This window comes from Phenylobacterium sp., from assembly GCF_030654915.1.
GTDB lineage: Bacteria > Pseudomonadota > Alphaproteobacteria > Caulobacterales > Caulobacteraceae > Phenylobacterium.
In genome coordinates, this window is the sequence record NZ_JAURWM010000358.1 from 1 (window position 1) to 14,151 (window position 14,151).

Annotated in this window: 16 protein-coding genes, 1 other RNA gene and 1 pseudogene; 9 read left to right on the forward strand and 9 right to left on the reverse strand. The window is 66.9% G+C overall.

Annotated elements, in window-relative coordinates:
• The coding region (gene groEL, locus Q7T84_RS18325; RefSeq protein ID WP_304811748.1) for a chaperonin GroEL at window positions 1-1,005 on the forward strand (1,005 nt) is incomplete at its 5' end.
• 74 nt (window positions 1,006-1,079) lie between these two features.
• Here groEL and Q7T84_RS18330 read toward each other — a convergent pair.
• Window positions 1,080-1,436, reverse strand: a complete 357-nt coding sequence (locus Q7T84_RS18330; protein WP_304811750.1) for a phage holin family protein — start codon at window positions 1,434-1,436, stop codon at window positions 1,080-1,082.
• Window positions 1,437-1,509: 73 nt separating this feature from the next.
• Between Q7T84_RS18330 and Q7T84_RS18335 the strand changes: the two genes are divergently transcribed.
• A complete protein-coding gene (locus Q7T84_RS18335; RefSeq protein WP_304811752.1) occupies window positions 1,510-1,719 on the forward strand; it encodes a 4-oxalocrotonate tautomerase family protein in 210 nt (69 codons plus the stop codon).
• 95 nt (window positions 1,720-1,814) lie between these two features.
• Window positions 1,815-2,387: a hypothetical protein gene (locus Q7T84_RS18340; protein WP_304811755.1), complete on the forward strand. Its 573-nt coding sequence runs from the start codon at window positions 1,815-1,817 to the stop codon at window positions 2,385-2,387.
• Between the two features lie 35 nt (window positions 2,388-2,422).
• On the opposite strand, the gene Q7T84_RS18345 is transcribed toward Q7T84_RS18340, so the two are convergent.
• The 5 genes from Q7T84_RS18345 to Q7T84_RS18365 form a co-directional block, all read right to left on the reverse strand.
• Complete coding sequence (locus Q7T84_RS18345; protein WP_304811757.1) at window positions 2,423-3,262, reverse strand: TIGR00282 family metallophosphoesterase; 840 nt, start codon at window positions 3,260-3,262, stop codon at window positions 2,423-2,425.
• Window positions 3,263-3,269: 7 nt separating this feature from the next.
• The gene (locus Q7T84_RS18350) at window positions 3,270-3,845 is read right to left on the reverse strand and encodes a 5-formyltetrahydrofolate cyclo-ligase (RefSeq protein WP_304811759.1); all 576 of its coding nucleotides are present in this window, start codon (window positions 3,843-3,845) and stop codon (window positions 3,270-3,272) included.
• A gap of 23 nt (window positions 3,846-3,868) precedes the next feature.
• A non-coding RNA gene (ssrS, locus tag Q7T84_RS18355) (6S RNA) lies at window positions 3,869-4,029 on the reverse strand.
• An 80-nt stretch (window positions 4,030-4,109) separates the two neighbouring features.
• Window positions 4,110-4,436 (reverse strand): cell division protein ZapA, encoded by a 327-nt coding sequence (locus Q7T84_RS18360; RefSeq protein ID WP_304811761.1) that lies wholly within the window; start codon window positions 4,434-4,436, stop codon window positions 4,110-4,112.
• 4 nt (window positions 4,437-4,440) lie between these two features.
• On the reverse strand, window positions 4,441-4,740 hold the full coding sequence (locus tag Q7T84_RS18365) for a DUF4164 family protein (protein ID WP_304811764.1): 300 nt from the start codon (window positions 4,738-4,740) through the stop codon (window positions 4,441-4,443).
• Window positions 4,741-4,889: 149 nt separating this feature from the next.
• Here Q7T84_RS18365 and tkt point away from each other — a divergent pair, with 149 nt between their 5' ends.
• Complete coding sequence (gene tkt / locus Q7T84_RS18370; RefSeq protein WP_304811766.1) at window positions 4,890-6,860, forward strand: transketolase; 1,971 nt, start codon at window positions 4,890-4,892, stop codon at window positions 6,858-6,860.
• Window positions 6,857-8,065 (forward strand): annotated as a pseudogene (gene purT / locus Q7T84_RS18375) (formate-dependent phosphoribosylglycinamide formyltransferase); the annotation flags it as partial. The gene tkt and the pseudogene purT, both read left to right, overlap by 4 nt.
• Before the next feature lie 206 nt (window positions 8,066-8,271).
• On the opposite strand, the gene Q7T84_RS18380 reads toward purT, so the two are convergent.
• Together Q7T84_RS18380 and Q7T84_RS18385 are read right to left on the reverse strand one after the other, a co-directional pair.
• Complete coding sequence (locus Q7T84_RS18380; protein WP_304811768.1) at window positions 8,272-8,442, reverse strand: hypothetical protein; 171 nt, start codon at window positions 8,440-8,442, stop codon at window positions 8,272-8,274.
• Window positions 8,403-9,104, reverse strand: a complete 702-nt coding sequence (locus tag Q7T84_RS18385) for an MliC family protein (RefSeq protein WP_304811771.1) — start codon at window positions 9,102-9,104, stop codon at window positions 8,403-8,405. The genes Q7T84_RS18380 and Q7T84_RS18385 overlap by 40 nt, the downstream gene beginning before the upstream one ends.
• Before the next feature lie 190 nt (window positions 9,105-9,294).
• Between Q7T84_RS18385 and gap the strand changes: the two genes are divergently transcribed.
• The 4 genes from gap to Q7T84_RS18405 all read left to right on the forward strand — a co-directional run bounded on the left by gap (window position 9,295) and on the right by Q7T84_RS18405 (window position 13,058).
• The gene (gene gap / locus Q7T84_RS18390; RefSeq protein WP_304811773.1) at window positions 9,295-10,305 is read left to right on the forward strand and encodes a type I glyceraldehyde-3-phosphate dehydrogenase; all 1,011 of its coding nucleotides are present in this window, start codon (window positions 9,295-9,297) and stop codon (window positions 10,303-10,305) included.
• Window positions 10,306-10,398: 93 nt separating this feature from the next.
• Complete coding sequence (pgk, locus tag Q7T84_RS18395; RefSeq protein ID WP_304811776.1) at window positions 10,399-11,589, forward strand: phosphoglycerate kinase; 1,191 nt, start codon at window positions 10,399-10,401, stop codon at window positions 11,587-11,589.
• Between the two features lie 21 nt (window positions 11,590-11,610).
• Window positions 11,611-12,696: a class II fructose-bisphosphate aldolase gene (fba, locus tag Q7T84_RS18400; RefSeq protein ID WP_304811779.1), complete on the forward strand. Its 1,086-nt coding sequence runs from the start codon at window positions 11,611-11,613 to the stop codon at window positions 12,694-12,696.
• A 104-nt stretch (window positions 12,697-12,800) separates the two neighbouring features.
• A complete protein-coding gene (locus Q7T84_RS18405; RefSeq protein WP_304811782.1) occupies window positions 12,801-13,058 on the forward strand; it encodes a hypothetical protein in 258 nt (85 codons plus the stop codon).
• Here the strand turns inward: Q7T84_RS18405 and Q7T84_RS18410 are convergent.
• Window positions 13,055-14,151, reverse strand: a 1,097-nt coding sequence (locus tag Q7T84_RS18410) for an MFS transporter (protein ID WP_304811785.1), incomplete at its 5' end; no start/stop codon positions are given. The genes Q7T84_RS18405 and Q7T84_RS18410 overlap by 4 nt on opposite strands.

Genomic DNA, 14,151 nt, shown 5'->3' on the forward strand with positions numbered 1-14,151 from the left:
GAGCTCGAAGAGCCCCTCATCCTGCTCTTCGAAAAGAAGGTCTCCTCGCTGCAGCCGCTGCTGCCGGTGCTGGAAGCCGTCGTTCAGTCGGGCCGTCCCCTGCTGATCATCGCTGAAGACGTCGAGGGCGAAGCCCTGGCCACCCTGGTGGTCAACAAGCTGCGCGGCGGCCTGAAGGTCGCGGCCGTCAAGGCTCCGGGCTTCGGCGATCGCCGTAAGGCCATGCTGGAAGACCTCGCCATCCTCACGGGCGGCGAACTGATCAGCGAAGACCTGGGCATCAAGCTCGAGAACGTCACCATCGACATGCTCGGCCGCGCCAAAAAGGTCACGATCACCAAGGACGACACCACCATCGTTGATGGCGTCGGCGCCAAGGACGCGATCGAAGGCCGTATCAGCCAGATCAAGCGTCAGATCGAAGACACGACCTCGGACTACGACAAGGAAAAGCTGCAAGAACGTCTGGCCAAGCTGGCCGGCGGCGTTGCCGTCATCCGCGTCGGCGGTGCGACCGAAGTCGAAGTTAAGGAAAAGAAGGACCGCGTCGACGACGCCCTCAACGCGACCCGTGCGGCCGTCGAAGAAGGCATCGTCCCCGGCGGCGGCGTGGCTCTGCTGAAGGCGTCCAAGGCTCTGGACGGCTTCAAGGGCGACAACGCTGACCAGGAAGCTGGCGTCGCCATCGTCCGTCGCGCCCTGCAAGCCCCGATCCGTCAGATCGCGGAAAACGCGGGCGTCGAAGGTTCGATCGTGGTCGGCAAGGTGATGGAAAACACGTCCGCCACCTTCGGCTTCAACGCTCAGACCGAAGAGTATGTGGACATGGTCCAAGCCGGCGTCATCGACCCGGCGAAGGTTGTCCGCACGGCTCTGCAGGACGCGGCTTCGGTCGCCGGCCTGCTGATCACCACCGAAGCGGCCATCGTCGAATCTCCGAAGAAGGCCAATGCCGGCGGCGGAATGCCGGGCGGTATGGGCGGCATGGGCGACATGGACTTCTAAGTCCTACGCTCAAGCACGCTTGAGAAGATCGGGGGCGGAGCCGCAAGGCTCCGCCCTTTTTCTATGCGCGTCGCCTAGAGCGGCTGCTTGGTGTCGCCGATCACAATGGCGGCGATCCAGCTGACCACGCCGGTGATGATCGCCGCGCCCACGCCGCTCCAGAAGCCGGCGACATGGAAGCCCGGCAGCATCCACGCGACCAGCATGATCATCAGGGCGTTGAGGACCAGCAGGAACAGGCCCAGCGTCACCACCGTCAGCGGCAGGGTCAGGATGAAGAGCACCGGACGCAGGAAGGCGTTGACGACGCCCAGCACGACCGCGGCGATCAGCAAATCGACGATGCCGTCATAGCTGACACCCGCCAACATATAGGCCGCGAGCGCCAGGCCGAGTGCGGCGACGACGGCGCGGACGAGAAATCGAACCATGCAGAAACTCCTTGAAACTTGCAGCGAAGCTACGCGCGCTTAAGTGTCGGCCGCAACCTTGCCAGGAGCCTCCATGCCCTACGTCAACATCCGCATCACCGCCGGCGCCACCGACGAACAGAAAGCCGAGTTGATCGCCGGGACCACCGACCTGCTGGTCAAGGTGCTGAACAAGAACCCGGCGGCGACCTTCGTCGTGATCGACGAAGTGCCGCTGGAGAACTGGGGCTCGGGCGGGATCAGCGTCGCCGAACGCACCAAGCGCGCCGCCGCCGGCGACTGAGGCGTTTCAGGCCCGTTACATGCGCGCCCCGCTTTGGCCGCATGCGGCGCTCAGCTTGGCCGTGAGCGTCGGACGGGCGCGCAGGAAATTCATTGATGTATCGCTTTGTCGCTATCGCCGCGGCCCTCGTCGCCGTGGCCTCACCGGTTGTGGCCCAGCCAGCCGGTCCTCCGTCTGACGCGCGCCTGTTCATCAGCCCGGCCGGCGAACCGTTCCGCAGCCAGGACGGACTGGCCGAATGGTTTGCCGGCGCTGACGCCGACCACGACGGCGCGTTGACCCTGCCCGAGTTCCGCGCTGACGCCATGCGGTTCTTCAAGGTGCTGGATGTGGACGCAAACGGCTCGATCGATGGGCCGGAAAACAGCCGCTACGAGACCAAGATCGCGCCGGAGATCACCCGCCCGGACTTCGGCCTCGGCGGCCCGATGGGCGGGCCGCCGGCCAAGAGGCCGCTCATACACAAATCCGATCGTAAGGAACCCAAGGTCGGCGCGGCGCGCTTCTCGCTGCTGAATGAAGCCCAGCCCGTGCGCGGGGGCGACGCCGATCTCAATCAAAGGGTCAGTTCAGAGGAATGGGCCAAGGCGGCCCGCCGCCGGTTCGAGATCCTCGACACCGACAAGGACGACAAGTTGACGCTCGAGGCGTTGCGCCCACGGCTGTAGCGCAATTCTCCTCTCCCCTTGGGGAGAGGAATGAGTCAGCCGACCAGTGCGGCCGACGGTTCCGGGATGGTCTCGCTAAGGCGGCCGCCCATGCGGATCGGCTCCACGCGGATCGCCAGGCCGGTCTTGTCGTCGGTCTCGACATAGACGCCGCAAATCGTGGCCGGGCCTTCGGCCGGCTTGTAGCGGCCGCCGGAGATGCGGGTCGTGAAGCGCCGCAGCGGCTCTTCCTTCTGGTTGCCGATGACGCTGTCATAATCGGCGCAGGCGCCGGCGTCGGTCTGATAGGCGGTGCCGCCGTTCAAGATCTGGCAGTCGGCGGTCGGGACGTGGGTGTGGGTGCCGACGACCAGGCTGGCGCGGCCGTCGCAGAAGTGGCCCATGGCCATCTTCTCGGACGTCGCCTCGGCATGCATGTCGACCACCACGGCGTCGGCGACCATGCCGAGCGGAGCCTTGTCCAATTCGCGATCCACGGCGGCGAACGGATCATCCAGCGAGTCCATGTGAACTCGGCCCAGCAGATTGATGACCACGATGCGCTTGCCATCCTGGGTCTCGAACAGGTTCGAGCCGCGGCCCGGCGCGTCGGCCAGGATCGGATAGTTCAGGGGTCGGATCAGCCGGGGTTCGCGGACGATGTAGGTCATCGCCTCCTTCTGATCCCAGGAGTGGTTGCCGAGCGTCAGGCAATCGGCCCCGGCGTCGAACAACTCACGCGCGGTATTCTCGGTGATCCCGAACCCGGCGGCGGCGTTCTCGGCGTTGACGATGACGAATTCGAGCCCGAGCCGTCGACGCAGACCAGGCAGGTGATCGGCGAGGCCCTCGCGACCCGAGCGGCCCACGACATCCCCGAAGAAAGCAAAACGCATGTGAATTTCAGTCCTTTGACACGGGCGTATACCCGTTTTCCGTCAGAATGGCGTCCAGCCTTTGATCGTGGGCCTCGACGGCGATCGCCTCGATCTCCTGACCGGCGTAGGCTAGGCCCAGCACGAACACCGGCCCCCTCGCCCGCAGCGCCTCGATCGTGCGGTCATAATGGCCGCCCCCCTGCCCCAGCCGCGCGCCGCTGCGGTCAAAAGCGAGCAGCGGGCAGATGATCAGATCAGGCGTCACGATCTTGGCCGAGGGCGGCGGCGCCGGCACGCCGTAGAGGTCGGGCACGGGGACATCGCGGCTGTCCCAAGCCCGAAAGATCAAGGGGGCGTCGGCGAGGTCGGCCACCGGCAGAGCGAACCTCGCGCCGGTCCCAGCTAGACGGCGGATCAACGGGCCAGGGTCCAGTTCGTCGCCCAGCGCGTGATAGCCGCTGAAGCAGCTAAAGGCCGGCAGGGCGTCCAGCGGCAGGTGACCGGCCGCGCGCCGGGCGGCGTCTGGAAACGCCTGCGCCAGTTCGCGGCGACGCGCCCGCATGGCCGTGCGCAGCTTCGACTTGGAGATGGGAGTGCTCACGTGTTCGCTATAGGCGAACGGTGGCGGCGCCGCGAGAGCCGTGAAGGACGGTTGTATCCCCTCGGACCTGGATAACCAGGTGGGCGCCGTTTGCCTGAACCCACGGGTCCAGACAGGGACAGCTCCCTTAGAGACGATTAAGGTCGCTGGGATAATTTGCCTTCGACGAGAGCCGCAGCAGACCCGCCGTTACGCAAGGTAGGGCCGCAGGGTCCCAGTAACAAGCGGCGCTTCATTTTCATCCCCGTCCGTGAGGGGCGAATTTCAGCCCGCCGCCAGCTTCTCGATACGCTTGGCGGCGCTTTCCAGCGCGCCGACCGCGCGGGTCTCGACGCGGGCGTGGTCCGATTGCAGGCGAGCGAGTTCGGACTGGACGACCGAGAACCGGGCCCGCAGGTCGGTCAGTTCGTCGGCCAGCAGCAGCGAGCCCATCAGGAACAGCCGCGTCTCGCCCAGTTGCCCCATGTCCTGCGACACCTGGCGCACCTGGCGGTCGAAGGTCCGCGCCAGCTCGATCAGATGGGCTTCCTGGCCGTCTTCGCAGCCGACCGCGTAGGGGCGGCCGTTCACGGTGATATTGACCTGAGCCATGGGGTTAAGCCTCCTCGGTCTGAGGCGCGTCGGCGTCGTCGCCGGAAAGCGCCGCCTTGATTTCAGCGATCGCGCGACCGAGCGCCGCGGACGCCTCGGCGCCGGCCTCTTCCAGTTCTTTCTCGCGCTGACGCGACTGGTCGAGTTCGGCGGCCAGCTTGGCGCTGTCCTGGTCGAACAGGCCGCCGGTCTCGGCGCCGGCCTTGCCGGCATGGCCAGACAGGCGTTGCTCCAGCTGCGAGATCGCCCGTTCCAGACGTTTCACAGCTTGATCGAGAGGGTTGTCGCCCGCCGGCTCCCGCATGATTCGACGCTCCGAAAGTGTGTCTGCTAATCTATAGACTGCGCCGGGCGCGCACTGAAACCCGCCCTGTGGCGTGACGCTTCCTTGATTATTCAGGCCGTGCGTGCGACGCCGCGCGCAAATCCCGCCCAGATTGACCGGAAAAGATAATGTCCGCACCGCAGCACACCATGGCCAACGCGATCCGCGTGCTTTCGATGGACGCCGTCCACCAGGCGAAGTCGGGACACCAAGGCATGCCGATGGGCATGGCCGATGTCGCCACGGTGCTCTGGACGAAATACCTGAAGTACGACGCCAACAAGCCGGACTGGGCCGACCGCGACCGGTTCGTGCTCTCGGCCGGCCACGGCTCGATGCTGCTCTACTCGCTGCTGCACCTGACCGGCTTCAAGGCCGTGACGATGGACCAGATCCGCAACTTCCGTCAGTGGGGCTCCAACACCGCCGGTCACCCCGAATACGGCCACACCCCCGGCGTCGAGACCACCACCGGTCCGCTGGGCCAAGGCATCGCCACCGCCGTCGGCATGGCCATGGCCGAACGCCACCTGGCCTCGCGCTTCGGTGACGACCTGGTCGACCACCGTACCTGGGTGATCGCCGGCGACGGCTGCCTGATGGAAGGCGTCAGCCACGAGGCCGCCTCGATCGCGGGACGTTTCAAGCTCGCCAAGCTGACGGTGCTGTTCGACGACAACAACACCACCATCGACGGTGAAGCCACCATCTCCGAGACCGGCGACCAGCTCGCCCGCTTCAAGGCCTATGGCTGGGCCGTGAAGGAAGTCGACGGCCACCATCCTGGCAAGATCGCCGCGGCCATGAAGTGGGCCACGCGCCAGAACCGTCCGACCTTCATCGCCTGCAAGACCAAGATCTCGAAGGGCGCCGGCCGAAAGGAAGGCGACCCCCACAGCCACGGCTACACCCTGTTCGACGACGAGATCGCAGACGCCCGCCTGGCGATGGACTGGACCGCCGAACCCTTCGTGGTGCCGGAAGAGGTCCTCAAGCCCTGGCGCGCGGCCGGCAAGAAGGGCGGCAAGATCCGCAAGAAGTGGGAAGCCCAACTCTCCAAGTCCGCTCTGAAGGGCGAGTTCGAACGCGCCATGCGGGGCGACCTGCCGGCGAACGCCTTTGAGCGGATCGACGCCCACATCGCCGAGGCCGCCGCCTCCAAGCCCGCCGCCGCCACCCGCCAGCACTCCGGCTCGGCCCTCGATCACCTGGTTCCGGCCATCCCGGAACTGGTCGGCGGCTCGGCCGACCTGACCGGCTCCAACAACACCTTCGTCAAGGGCACCAAGGCCTTCGACCTGCCCGACTATGACGGCCGCTACGTCCACTACGGCGTGCGCGAGCACGGCATGGCCGCGGCGATGAACGGCATGGCCCTGCATGGCGGCGTGATCCCGTTCTCGGGCACCTTCCTGGTGTTCTCCGACTACAGCCGTCCGGCGATCCGCCTCGGCGCCCTGATGGGAACCCGCGTCGTCCACGTCATGACCCACGACTCGATCGGCGTCGGCGAAGACGGCCCGACCCACCAGCCGGTGGAACATGTCGCCTCGCTGCGCATGATCCCGAACCTCAACGTCTATCGTCCGGCCGACGCGGTGGAAGCCGCCGAATGCTGGAAGCTGGCGCTGGGCACGAAGAAGACGCCGTCGGTGATGGCCCTGTCGCGCCAGAAGGTGCCGGCGGTGCGCGACTCGGCGGCTGAAAACCTTTCCGCCAAGGGCGCCTACGAACTGGTCGCCGCCAGCGGGCCGGCCCAGGTGACCATCTTCGCCTCGGGCACCGAGGTCTCCATCGCCGTCGCCGCCCGGGCGACCCTGGAAGCCGAGGGCATCGCCACCCGCGTGGTCTCCACCCCCTGCTGGGAACTGTTCGGCTTCCAATCGCCGAGCTACCAGGCGCAGGTGATAGGCACGGCGCCGGTCCGCGTCGCCGTCGAGGCCGGGCTCGGCTTCGGTTGGGAACGCTTCATCGGTGAAGACGGCGCCTTTGTCGGCATGAAGGGCTTTGGCGCCAGCGCGCCGGCCGAGCGGCTCTACAAGGAGTTCGGCATCACCGCCAAGGCCGTCGTCATCGCCGCCAAAGCCAAGCTGGGCTAACCACCATGCGCCTCGGTACGCCGCTCTCGCCCACCGCCGTGAAGGTTATGCTGCTCGGCTCGGGCGAGCTCGGCAAGGAGGTCGCTATCGAGCTGCAGCGGCTCGGCTGCGAGGTCATCGCCGTCGACCGCTACCCGAACGCCCCGGCCCACCAGGTCGCCCACCGCAGCCACGTCATCGCCATGACTGACGCCGCGGCGCTGCGGACGCTGGTGGAGCTGGAACGCCCGCACTTGATCGTCCCGGAGATCGAGGCGATCGCCACCGACGAGCTGGTGGCGATCGAGGCGGAGGGTTTGGCGACCGTCATCCCGTCCGCGCGCGCCGCCCAACTGACCATGAACCGCGAGGGCATACGCAGGCTGGCGGCCGAGCAGCTTGGCCTGCCGACCTCGCCCTACGCCTTCGCGTCGTCGGAGGCTGAACTGGCCGCCGCCGCCGCCCAGGTCGCCGGCTTCCCCTGCTTCGAAAAGCCGGTGATGTCCTCGTCCGGCAAGGGCCAGTCCTACGTCGAAGGCCCCGAGGGGATCACTGAGGCCTGGCGCTACGCCCTGGAAGGCGGCCGGGTCGAACAAACCCGCGTCATCGTCGAAGGTCGGATCGAGTTCGACTTCGAGATCACCCTACTGACCGTGCGCTCGGTCGGGACGGACGGCCTGACCCAGGTCAGCTTCTGCGACCCCATCGGCCACCGCCAAGTGAAGGGCGACTATGTCGAGAGCTGGCAGCCCCAGGCGATGAGCCCGGCCGCCCTGGCCCGCGCCCAGCAGATCGCTCGCGACGTCACGAGTGAACTCGGCGGCCTTGGCCTGTTCGGCGTCGAACTGTTCGTGCGCGGCGACCAGGTCTGGTTCTCCGAGGTCAGCCCGCGTCCGCACGACACCGGCCTGGTCACCCTGGTCACCCAGAACCTCAGCGAGTTCGCCCTGCACGCCCGCGCGATCCTGGGCCTGCCGGTCAGCACCGAGCTGCGCGAACCTGGCGCCAGCGCGGTGATCTATGGCGGCATGGACGCCCATGGGATCGCCTTCGACGGCGTCGCCGAGGCGCTCAATGTCCCTGGCGCGGACCTGCGATTGTTCGGGAAGCCGGAGTCGTTCGAACGCCGCCGCATGGGCGTGGCCCTGGCGCGCGGCGCCGATGTCGATCAGGCCCGCGAACGTGCCCAGGAAGCCGCCTCGCGCGTGCGGCCGGTGGCGTCCTAGATCTGTCTGGCGCCTGCACTTCCGAACGGACGCCGACCTCACCCATTCGTCATCCTAGGCCTTGTGCCTAGGACCCCTTCCTCGGTCGCACTGAATATGGACGAGGGCGAGGGACCGCGCCTTTGCTGCATTCGCCTTGCCCACCCCACGAGGGGTCCTAGGCACAAGGCCTAGGATGACGAATGTTGAGGCGCCGGCTCTGTCGCTTAGCCACCCGGCGAAGGCTTCAGCGCCGTCTCGGAGATGTGCCAGCGCAATTGATCGGGCGTCGCGCCCGTCACGTCATTGACCCTGCGAAGGCGCACCTTGCCCTTCAGGTTGACCGGCTCGCCGGTCTTCATCGTGCCGTAGACCACGACCGGGACCTTGACGAACAACGAGCCGGCGCCGCCCTCGATCTCGCCCGGCGCGCCGATCTGCGCGTTGTAGCTGGCGTATTTGCCGAAGCTGGCGCGAAATCCTGGGCGCTCATTCCGCTGGCCTTGCCGCCGTCGCTCCAGAGGTTCTGAGCCTCGCCGAACTTCTTGTCGGCCAACAGGGCGAAATAGGTCTGCACCACGCTGGCCGCGCCCTGGGCGCTCTGCGGCGTGAACGCGCCTTCCGAGATTGGGGTGCGGTCATCAGCCAGGCCGCCCGGGCTGCCTGGCGGCGGCGGGGTGACGGCGGCCGCCTCGCCCGCGGGCTTGGCGCGGCAATTGACACCCGGCGCTGTGGCGATGTCCTCGCCCGAGGCCAGCGGGCTGAGCTGACCCTGGTCCATGCCCTTCGTCCACCACTGGACGCCTTCGCCGATATAGCGCGCGCCGCTGGCCGAGATCGCGATCTTCAGGGTGCGCTTCACCCCCCCGATGTCGACAATGGCCGTGTCCGGGTCGGGATAGGTCGCCCGCACGGTGCGGCCGTCGTCGCAGACATAGGTGATGAACGGCGTCTCGGCCGCCGCGCCGGGCTCGGCCGCCTTTTCCGGGGCGCGGTTGCAGCCGCCCAGAGCCAGCAAGGCCGCCGATCCGGCAATGATCAGGATATGAAGTTTCGCCACGTTTCTGATCCCCAGTTGGCGCCGGGAGGTCCAAGTCCGGCGCTGGAGGGAGCGCCTAAGGCGCGATCCCGTTCCCATCACAATGGCTGAGTTTGACACCAGAAACGCGCAGAAAGCCCTGTAGGGCTTGACTCCCCGCGCCCTGACCTCAAGAAACCGACCCAAATCAATTGGCTCAGGAGTTTTCTCGATGACCGTTCGCGTCGCCATCAATGGTTTCGGCCGCATCGGCAGGTTGGTCCTGCGTTCGATCGTCGAGCATGCGCGACAAGACATCGAGGTCGTCGCGATCAACGACCTGGGTCCGGTCGAGACCAACGCCCACCTGCTGCGCTACGACAGCGTCCACGGCCGCTTCCCCGGCAATGTCGTCGTTGACGGCGACACCATCGACGTGGGCTTCGGCAAGATCAAGGTCACGGCCATCCGTGATCCGAAGGACCTGCCGCACAAGGACCTGGGCGTCGACATCGCCCTGGAGTGCACCGGCCTCTTCACCACCCGCGACAAGGCCGCCGCCCACCTGGAAGCCGGCGCCAAGCGCGTGATCGTCTCGGCCCCCTGCGACAACGCCGACAAGACCATCGTCTATGGCGTGAACCACCAAACCCTGACCGCCGACGACTTGGTCATCTCCAACGCGTCCTGCACCACCAACTGCCTGGCGCCGGTCGCCAAGGTGCTGCACGACTTGGCCGGCATCGAGCGCGGCTACATGACCACGATCCACTCCTACACCGGCGACCAGCCGACGCTGGACACCATGCACAAGGACCTCTACCGCGCCCGCGCCGCGGCGATGTCCATGATCCCGACCTCGACCGGCGCCGCCAAGGCGCTGGGCCTGGTGATCCCAGAACTGGTCGGCAAGCTGGACGGCTCCTCGATCCGCGTCCCGACCCCCAACGTCTCGGTCGTCGACCTGACCTGGGTCCCCGGTCGCACGATCACCAAGGAAGAGATCAACGAAGCCCTGTCGGCCGCCGCCGCCTCCGGCCCGCTGAAGGGCGTGCTGGCCGTGACCAACGACCCGCTCGTCTCGATCGACTTCAACCACATCGCCGCCTCCTCGACGGCGGCTCTGGCCCAGACCCAGGTGATCGACGGCGGCCTCGGCCGCGTCCTGTCCTGGTACGACAACGAGTGGGGCTTCTCGACCCGCATGAGCGACACCGCCGTGGCGCTCGCCAAACTGATCTAAACCGCTGCGACGGGCGCCTTCGAAAGAAGGCGCCCGTTTCACTTTCTGATCCAACTGGCCCCCGGTTTTCATCCGGGCGACCGGAGCCTTCGCATGACCTTCCGCACCCTCGACGACGCTGACCTCGCCGGCAAACGCGCCCTGGTGCGCGTGGACTTCAACGTGCCGATGCACGAGGGCCAGGTGTCGGACGACACCCGCCTGCGCGCGGCCGTGCCCACCATCGAGAAGCTGCGCGCCGGCGGGGCGACGGTGATCCTGCTCGCCCACTTCGACCGCCCCAAGGGCAAGCGCGTGCCGGAAATGACGCTGGCGCCGATCGCTGCGGCCCTGGCCACGGTCCTGGGCTCGCCCGTCGCCTTCGCCGAGGATTGCGTCGGACCGGTCGCGGCTGCCGCCGTCGGCGCCCTGAAGCCGGGCGACGTGCTGCTGCTGGAGAACGTCCGCTTCCATGCGGGCGAGGAAAAGAACGATCCGGACTTCGCCAAGGCCCTGGCCGCGAACGGCGACCTCTATGTGAACGACGCCTTCTCGGCGGCCCACCGCGCCCATGCCTCCACCGAGGGCCTGGCGCACCTGTTGCCAGCCTATGCGGGCGAGCAGATGCGGCTGGAGCTGACCGCGCTCGACAAGGCGCTGGGCAATCCCGAGCGACCGGTGATGGGCATTGTCGGCGGCTCCAAGGTCTCGACCAAGCTCGATCTACTGCGCAACCTGGTGACCAAGCTGGACAAGCTGGCCATCGGCGGCGGCATGGCCAACACCTTCCTCTACGCCCAGGGCCACGACGTCGGGTCGTCCTATTGCGAGAAAGACCTGGCCGAAACGGCGCGCGAGATCATCCGCCTGGCCGGCCAGAACAACTGCAAGCTCTTCCTGCCGATCGACATCGTGGTGGCCGAGAAGATGGCGCCGGGCGCCGCGGCTCGCGTGCGCGGCCTGGGTTCGGTCGACGAAGACGAGCGGATCCTGGACGCCGGCCCCGAGAGCGTCGAGCGCCTCTGCCGCGCCATGGCTAACTCCAAGACCTTGATCTGGAACGGTCCGCTGGGCGTGTTCGAGATCCCGCCCTTCGACAAGGGCACCATGACCGCCGCCCACTGCGCGGCGGAATTGGCGAAGGAAGGCAAGCTGGTGGCCGTCGCCGGCGGGGGTGATACAGTCGCCGCCCTCAACGCTGCAGGCTGCGCCGACGATTTCACGTTCGTCTCTACGGCGGGCGGCGCGTTTCTTGAATGGATGGAAGGCAAGGAGCTGCCCGGTGTGGCGGCGCTTGCCAGTTAACTGATTTACGGAGGGCAGGGCATGGCCCGGGTTACCTTGAGACAACTTCTGGATCACGCGGCCGAGCAAGGCTACGCGGTCCCAGCGTTCAACATCAACAACATGGAACAGGCGCTGGCGATTATGGAGGCGGCTGAGGCCACCGACTCGCCGGTGATCATGCAGGCGTCGCGGGGCGCCCGCTCCTACGCCAACGACATCGTGCTGAAGCACCTGATCGACGCGATGGCCGAGCTCTATCCGCACATCCCGATCTGCATGCACCAGGACCACGGCAACAACGAAGCCACCTGTGCGACCGCGATCCAGTACGGCTTCACCTCGGTGATGATGGACGGCTCGCTGATGGCCGACGCCAAGACCCCGGCCGACTACGACTACAACGTCCGCGTCACCCGCAGCGTCGTGGACATGGCTCACTGGGTCGGCGCCTCGGTCGAAGGCGAGCTGGGCGTGCTCGGCAGCCTTGAGACCGGCATGGGCGAAAAGGAGGACGGCCACGGCTTCGATGGCGTTCTGGGCCACGACCAACTGCTGACCGATCCCGACCAGGCCGTCGACTTCGTCAAGGCAACTCAGGTCGACGCCCTCGCCATCGCCATGGGCACCAGCCACGGCGCCTACAAGTTCACCCGCAAGCCGGACGGCGACGTCCTGGCCATGAACGTGATCGAGGAAATCCACCGCCGCCTGCCCAACACCCACCTGGTGATGCACGGCTCGTCATCGGTGCCGCAGGACCTGCAGGACCTGATCAACAAGTACGGCGGCGAGATGCCCCAGACCTGGGGAGTGCCGGTCGAAGAGATCCAGCGCGGCATCAAGCACGGCGTGCGCAAGATCAACATCGACACCGACAACCGCATGGCCATCACCGCGGCGATCCGGAAAGTCTTCGTCGAAAAGCCGGGCGAGTTCGATCCGCGCGGCTACCTAAAGCCCGCCAAGGAAGCCATGCGCGCCATTTGCGTCCAGCGCTTCGAGGAGTTCGGCACCGCCGGTCAGGCTCACAAGATCAAGCCGATCCCGCTGTCGGAAATGGCCAAGCGCTACGCCTCTGGCGAACTAGCTCCCAAGATCGGCGTCTCGCGCCAAGCGGCCGAGTAGTCCGCGTCCGACATTGATGTGATCCAACGCAGAGCCGTCGCCCGCCAGGGCGGCGGCTTTCGCATGTGAGGGAACCGCGCTCGCCCCTCACTGCTTCCTAGAGCATGAAATACGGCCTCACCGTCTTGGCCTCCTTCTTCGGCGTCGCGGCCCTGGCCGGGCTCGCCGGGTGGACCTTCTATACCGGCTCCAAGATCGGCGGCGGATGGGGCTCGCTGGGGCCCGTCCTGCTGTTCGTCATCGGCGGCCTGGTCGTGGTCGGGGCGCTGACCGGCGGCCTGATGTGGCTGGCCTTCTACTCATCGCGCCAAGGCTATGACGAGCCCTATGACGTGAACCATCCGCCGCGCGGCAAGCACTAGTCGACGTTCGCGCCGCGCATCTCGCGCAGGAACAGCCCGCCGACCACCACCGTCACCGCCGCCACCGAGATCGGGTACCAGAGCCCGAAATAGATGTTGCCTGTAGCCGCGACCATGGCGAAGGCCGTGGTCGGCAGGAACCCGCCGAACCAGCCGTTGCCGATGTGATAGGGCAAGGACATCGAGGTGTAGCGGATCTTGGCCGGGAACATCTCCACCAGAGCCGCGGCGACCGGCCCGTAGACCATGGTCACGTACAGCATCAGCAGGAATAGCAACCCGACCACGGCCGGCTTGTGCATCTGGTCTGGGTCGGCCTTGGCCGGGTAGCCTGCCTGGTGCAGCGCGGCCGACAGGGTCTTGGTCCAGGCGCCCTTCTGGGCTGCGAACTCCGCCTTGGGCAGGACCTCGCCACGGAAGCTTGGAACCTGCGCCTCGCCGATCTTCACGACCGCGACCGTTCCCTTCGGCGCGGCCACGTTCTCATAGGTGACGCCGGCGCTGGCCAGGGCGGCCTTGGCGATGTCGCAGGAGGTGGAGAAGGCGGTCTTGCCAACCGGATCGAACTGGAACGAGCAGTCGGCCGGGTCGGCGATCACCCGCACCGGGGCGCTGGCCGAGGCCGCCGCCAGGGCGGGATTGGCCGCCGCCGTCAGGGCCTTGAAGATCGGGAAATAGGTCAGAGCCGCCAGCAGGCAGCCGGCCAGGATGATCGGCTTGCGGCCGATCTTGTCCGACAGCCAGCCGAACACCACGAAGAACGGCGTGCCGAGGATCAGAGCGAAAGCGACCAGGGTGTTGGTCAGCGCCCCATCGACCTTCAGGGTCTTCTCCAGGAAGAACAGCGCGTAGAACTGGCCAGTGTACCAGACCACCGCCTGGCCTGCGGTCAGCCCGACCAGGGCCAGCAGCACGATCTTCAGGTTCGGCCACTTGGCGAACGACTCGGTCAGCGGCTTCTTGGAGGTGGTCCCCTCATCGACCATCTTCTGGAAGACTGGGCTCTCGTTGAGCTTTAGCCGGATCCATAGCGAGACGCCGAGCAGCACCGCCGAGACCAGGAACGGGATGCGCCAGGCCCAGGCCTTGAACA

Excerpts from the sequence above, each read along its gene's own strand:
- Q7T84_RS18345 (WP_304811757.1), bottom strand. The coding sequence starts at position 3,262 with ATGCGTTTTGCTTTCTTCGGGGATGTCGTGGGCCGCTCGGGTCGCGAG.
- pgk (WP_304811776.1), top strand. The coding sequence starts at position 10,399 with ATGACCTTCCGCACCCTCGACGACGCTGACCTCGCCGGCAAACGCGCC.
- Q7T84_RS18365 (WP_304811764.1), bottom strand. The coding sequence starts at position 4,740 with ATGCGGGAGCCGGCGGGCGACAACCCTCTCGATCAAGCTGTGAAACGT.
- Q7T84_RS18405 (WP_304811782.1), top strand. The coding sequence starts at position 12,801 with ATGAAATACGGCCTCACCGTCTTGGCCTCCTTCTTCGGCGTCGCGGCC.
- gap (WP_304811773.1), top strand. The coding sequence starts at position 9,295 with ATGACCGTTCGCGTCGCCATCAATGGTTTCGGCCGCATCGGCAGGTTG.
- Q7T84_RS18330 (WP_304811750.1), bottom strand. The coding sequence starts at position 1,436 with ATGGTTCGATTTCTCGTCCGCGCCGTCGTCGCCGCACTCGGCCTGGCG.
- Q7T84_RS18340 (WP_304811755.1), top strand. The coding sequence starts at position 1,815 with ATGTATCGCTTTGTCGCTATCGCCGCGGCCCTCGTCGCCGTGGCCTCA.
- Q7T84_RS18360 (WP_304811761.1), bottom strand. The coding sequence starts at position 4,436 with ATGGCTCAGGTCAATATCACCGTGAACGGCCGCCCCTACGCGGTCGGC.
- Q7T84_RS18335 (WP_304811752.1), top strand. The coding sequence starts at position 1,510 with ATGCCCTACGTCAACATCCGCATCACCGCCGGCGCCACCGACGAACAG.
- tkt (WP_304811766.1), top strand. The coding sequence starts at position 4,890 with ATGTCCGCACCGCAGCACACCATGGCCAACGCGATCCGCGTGCTTTCG.
- fba (WP_304811779.1), top strand. The coding sequence starts at position 11,611 with ATGGCCCGGGTTACCTTGAGACAACTTCTGGATCACGCGGCCGAGCAA.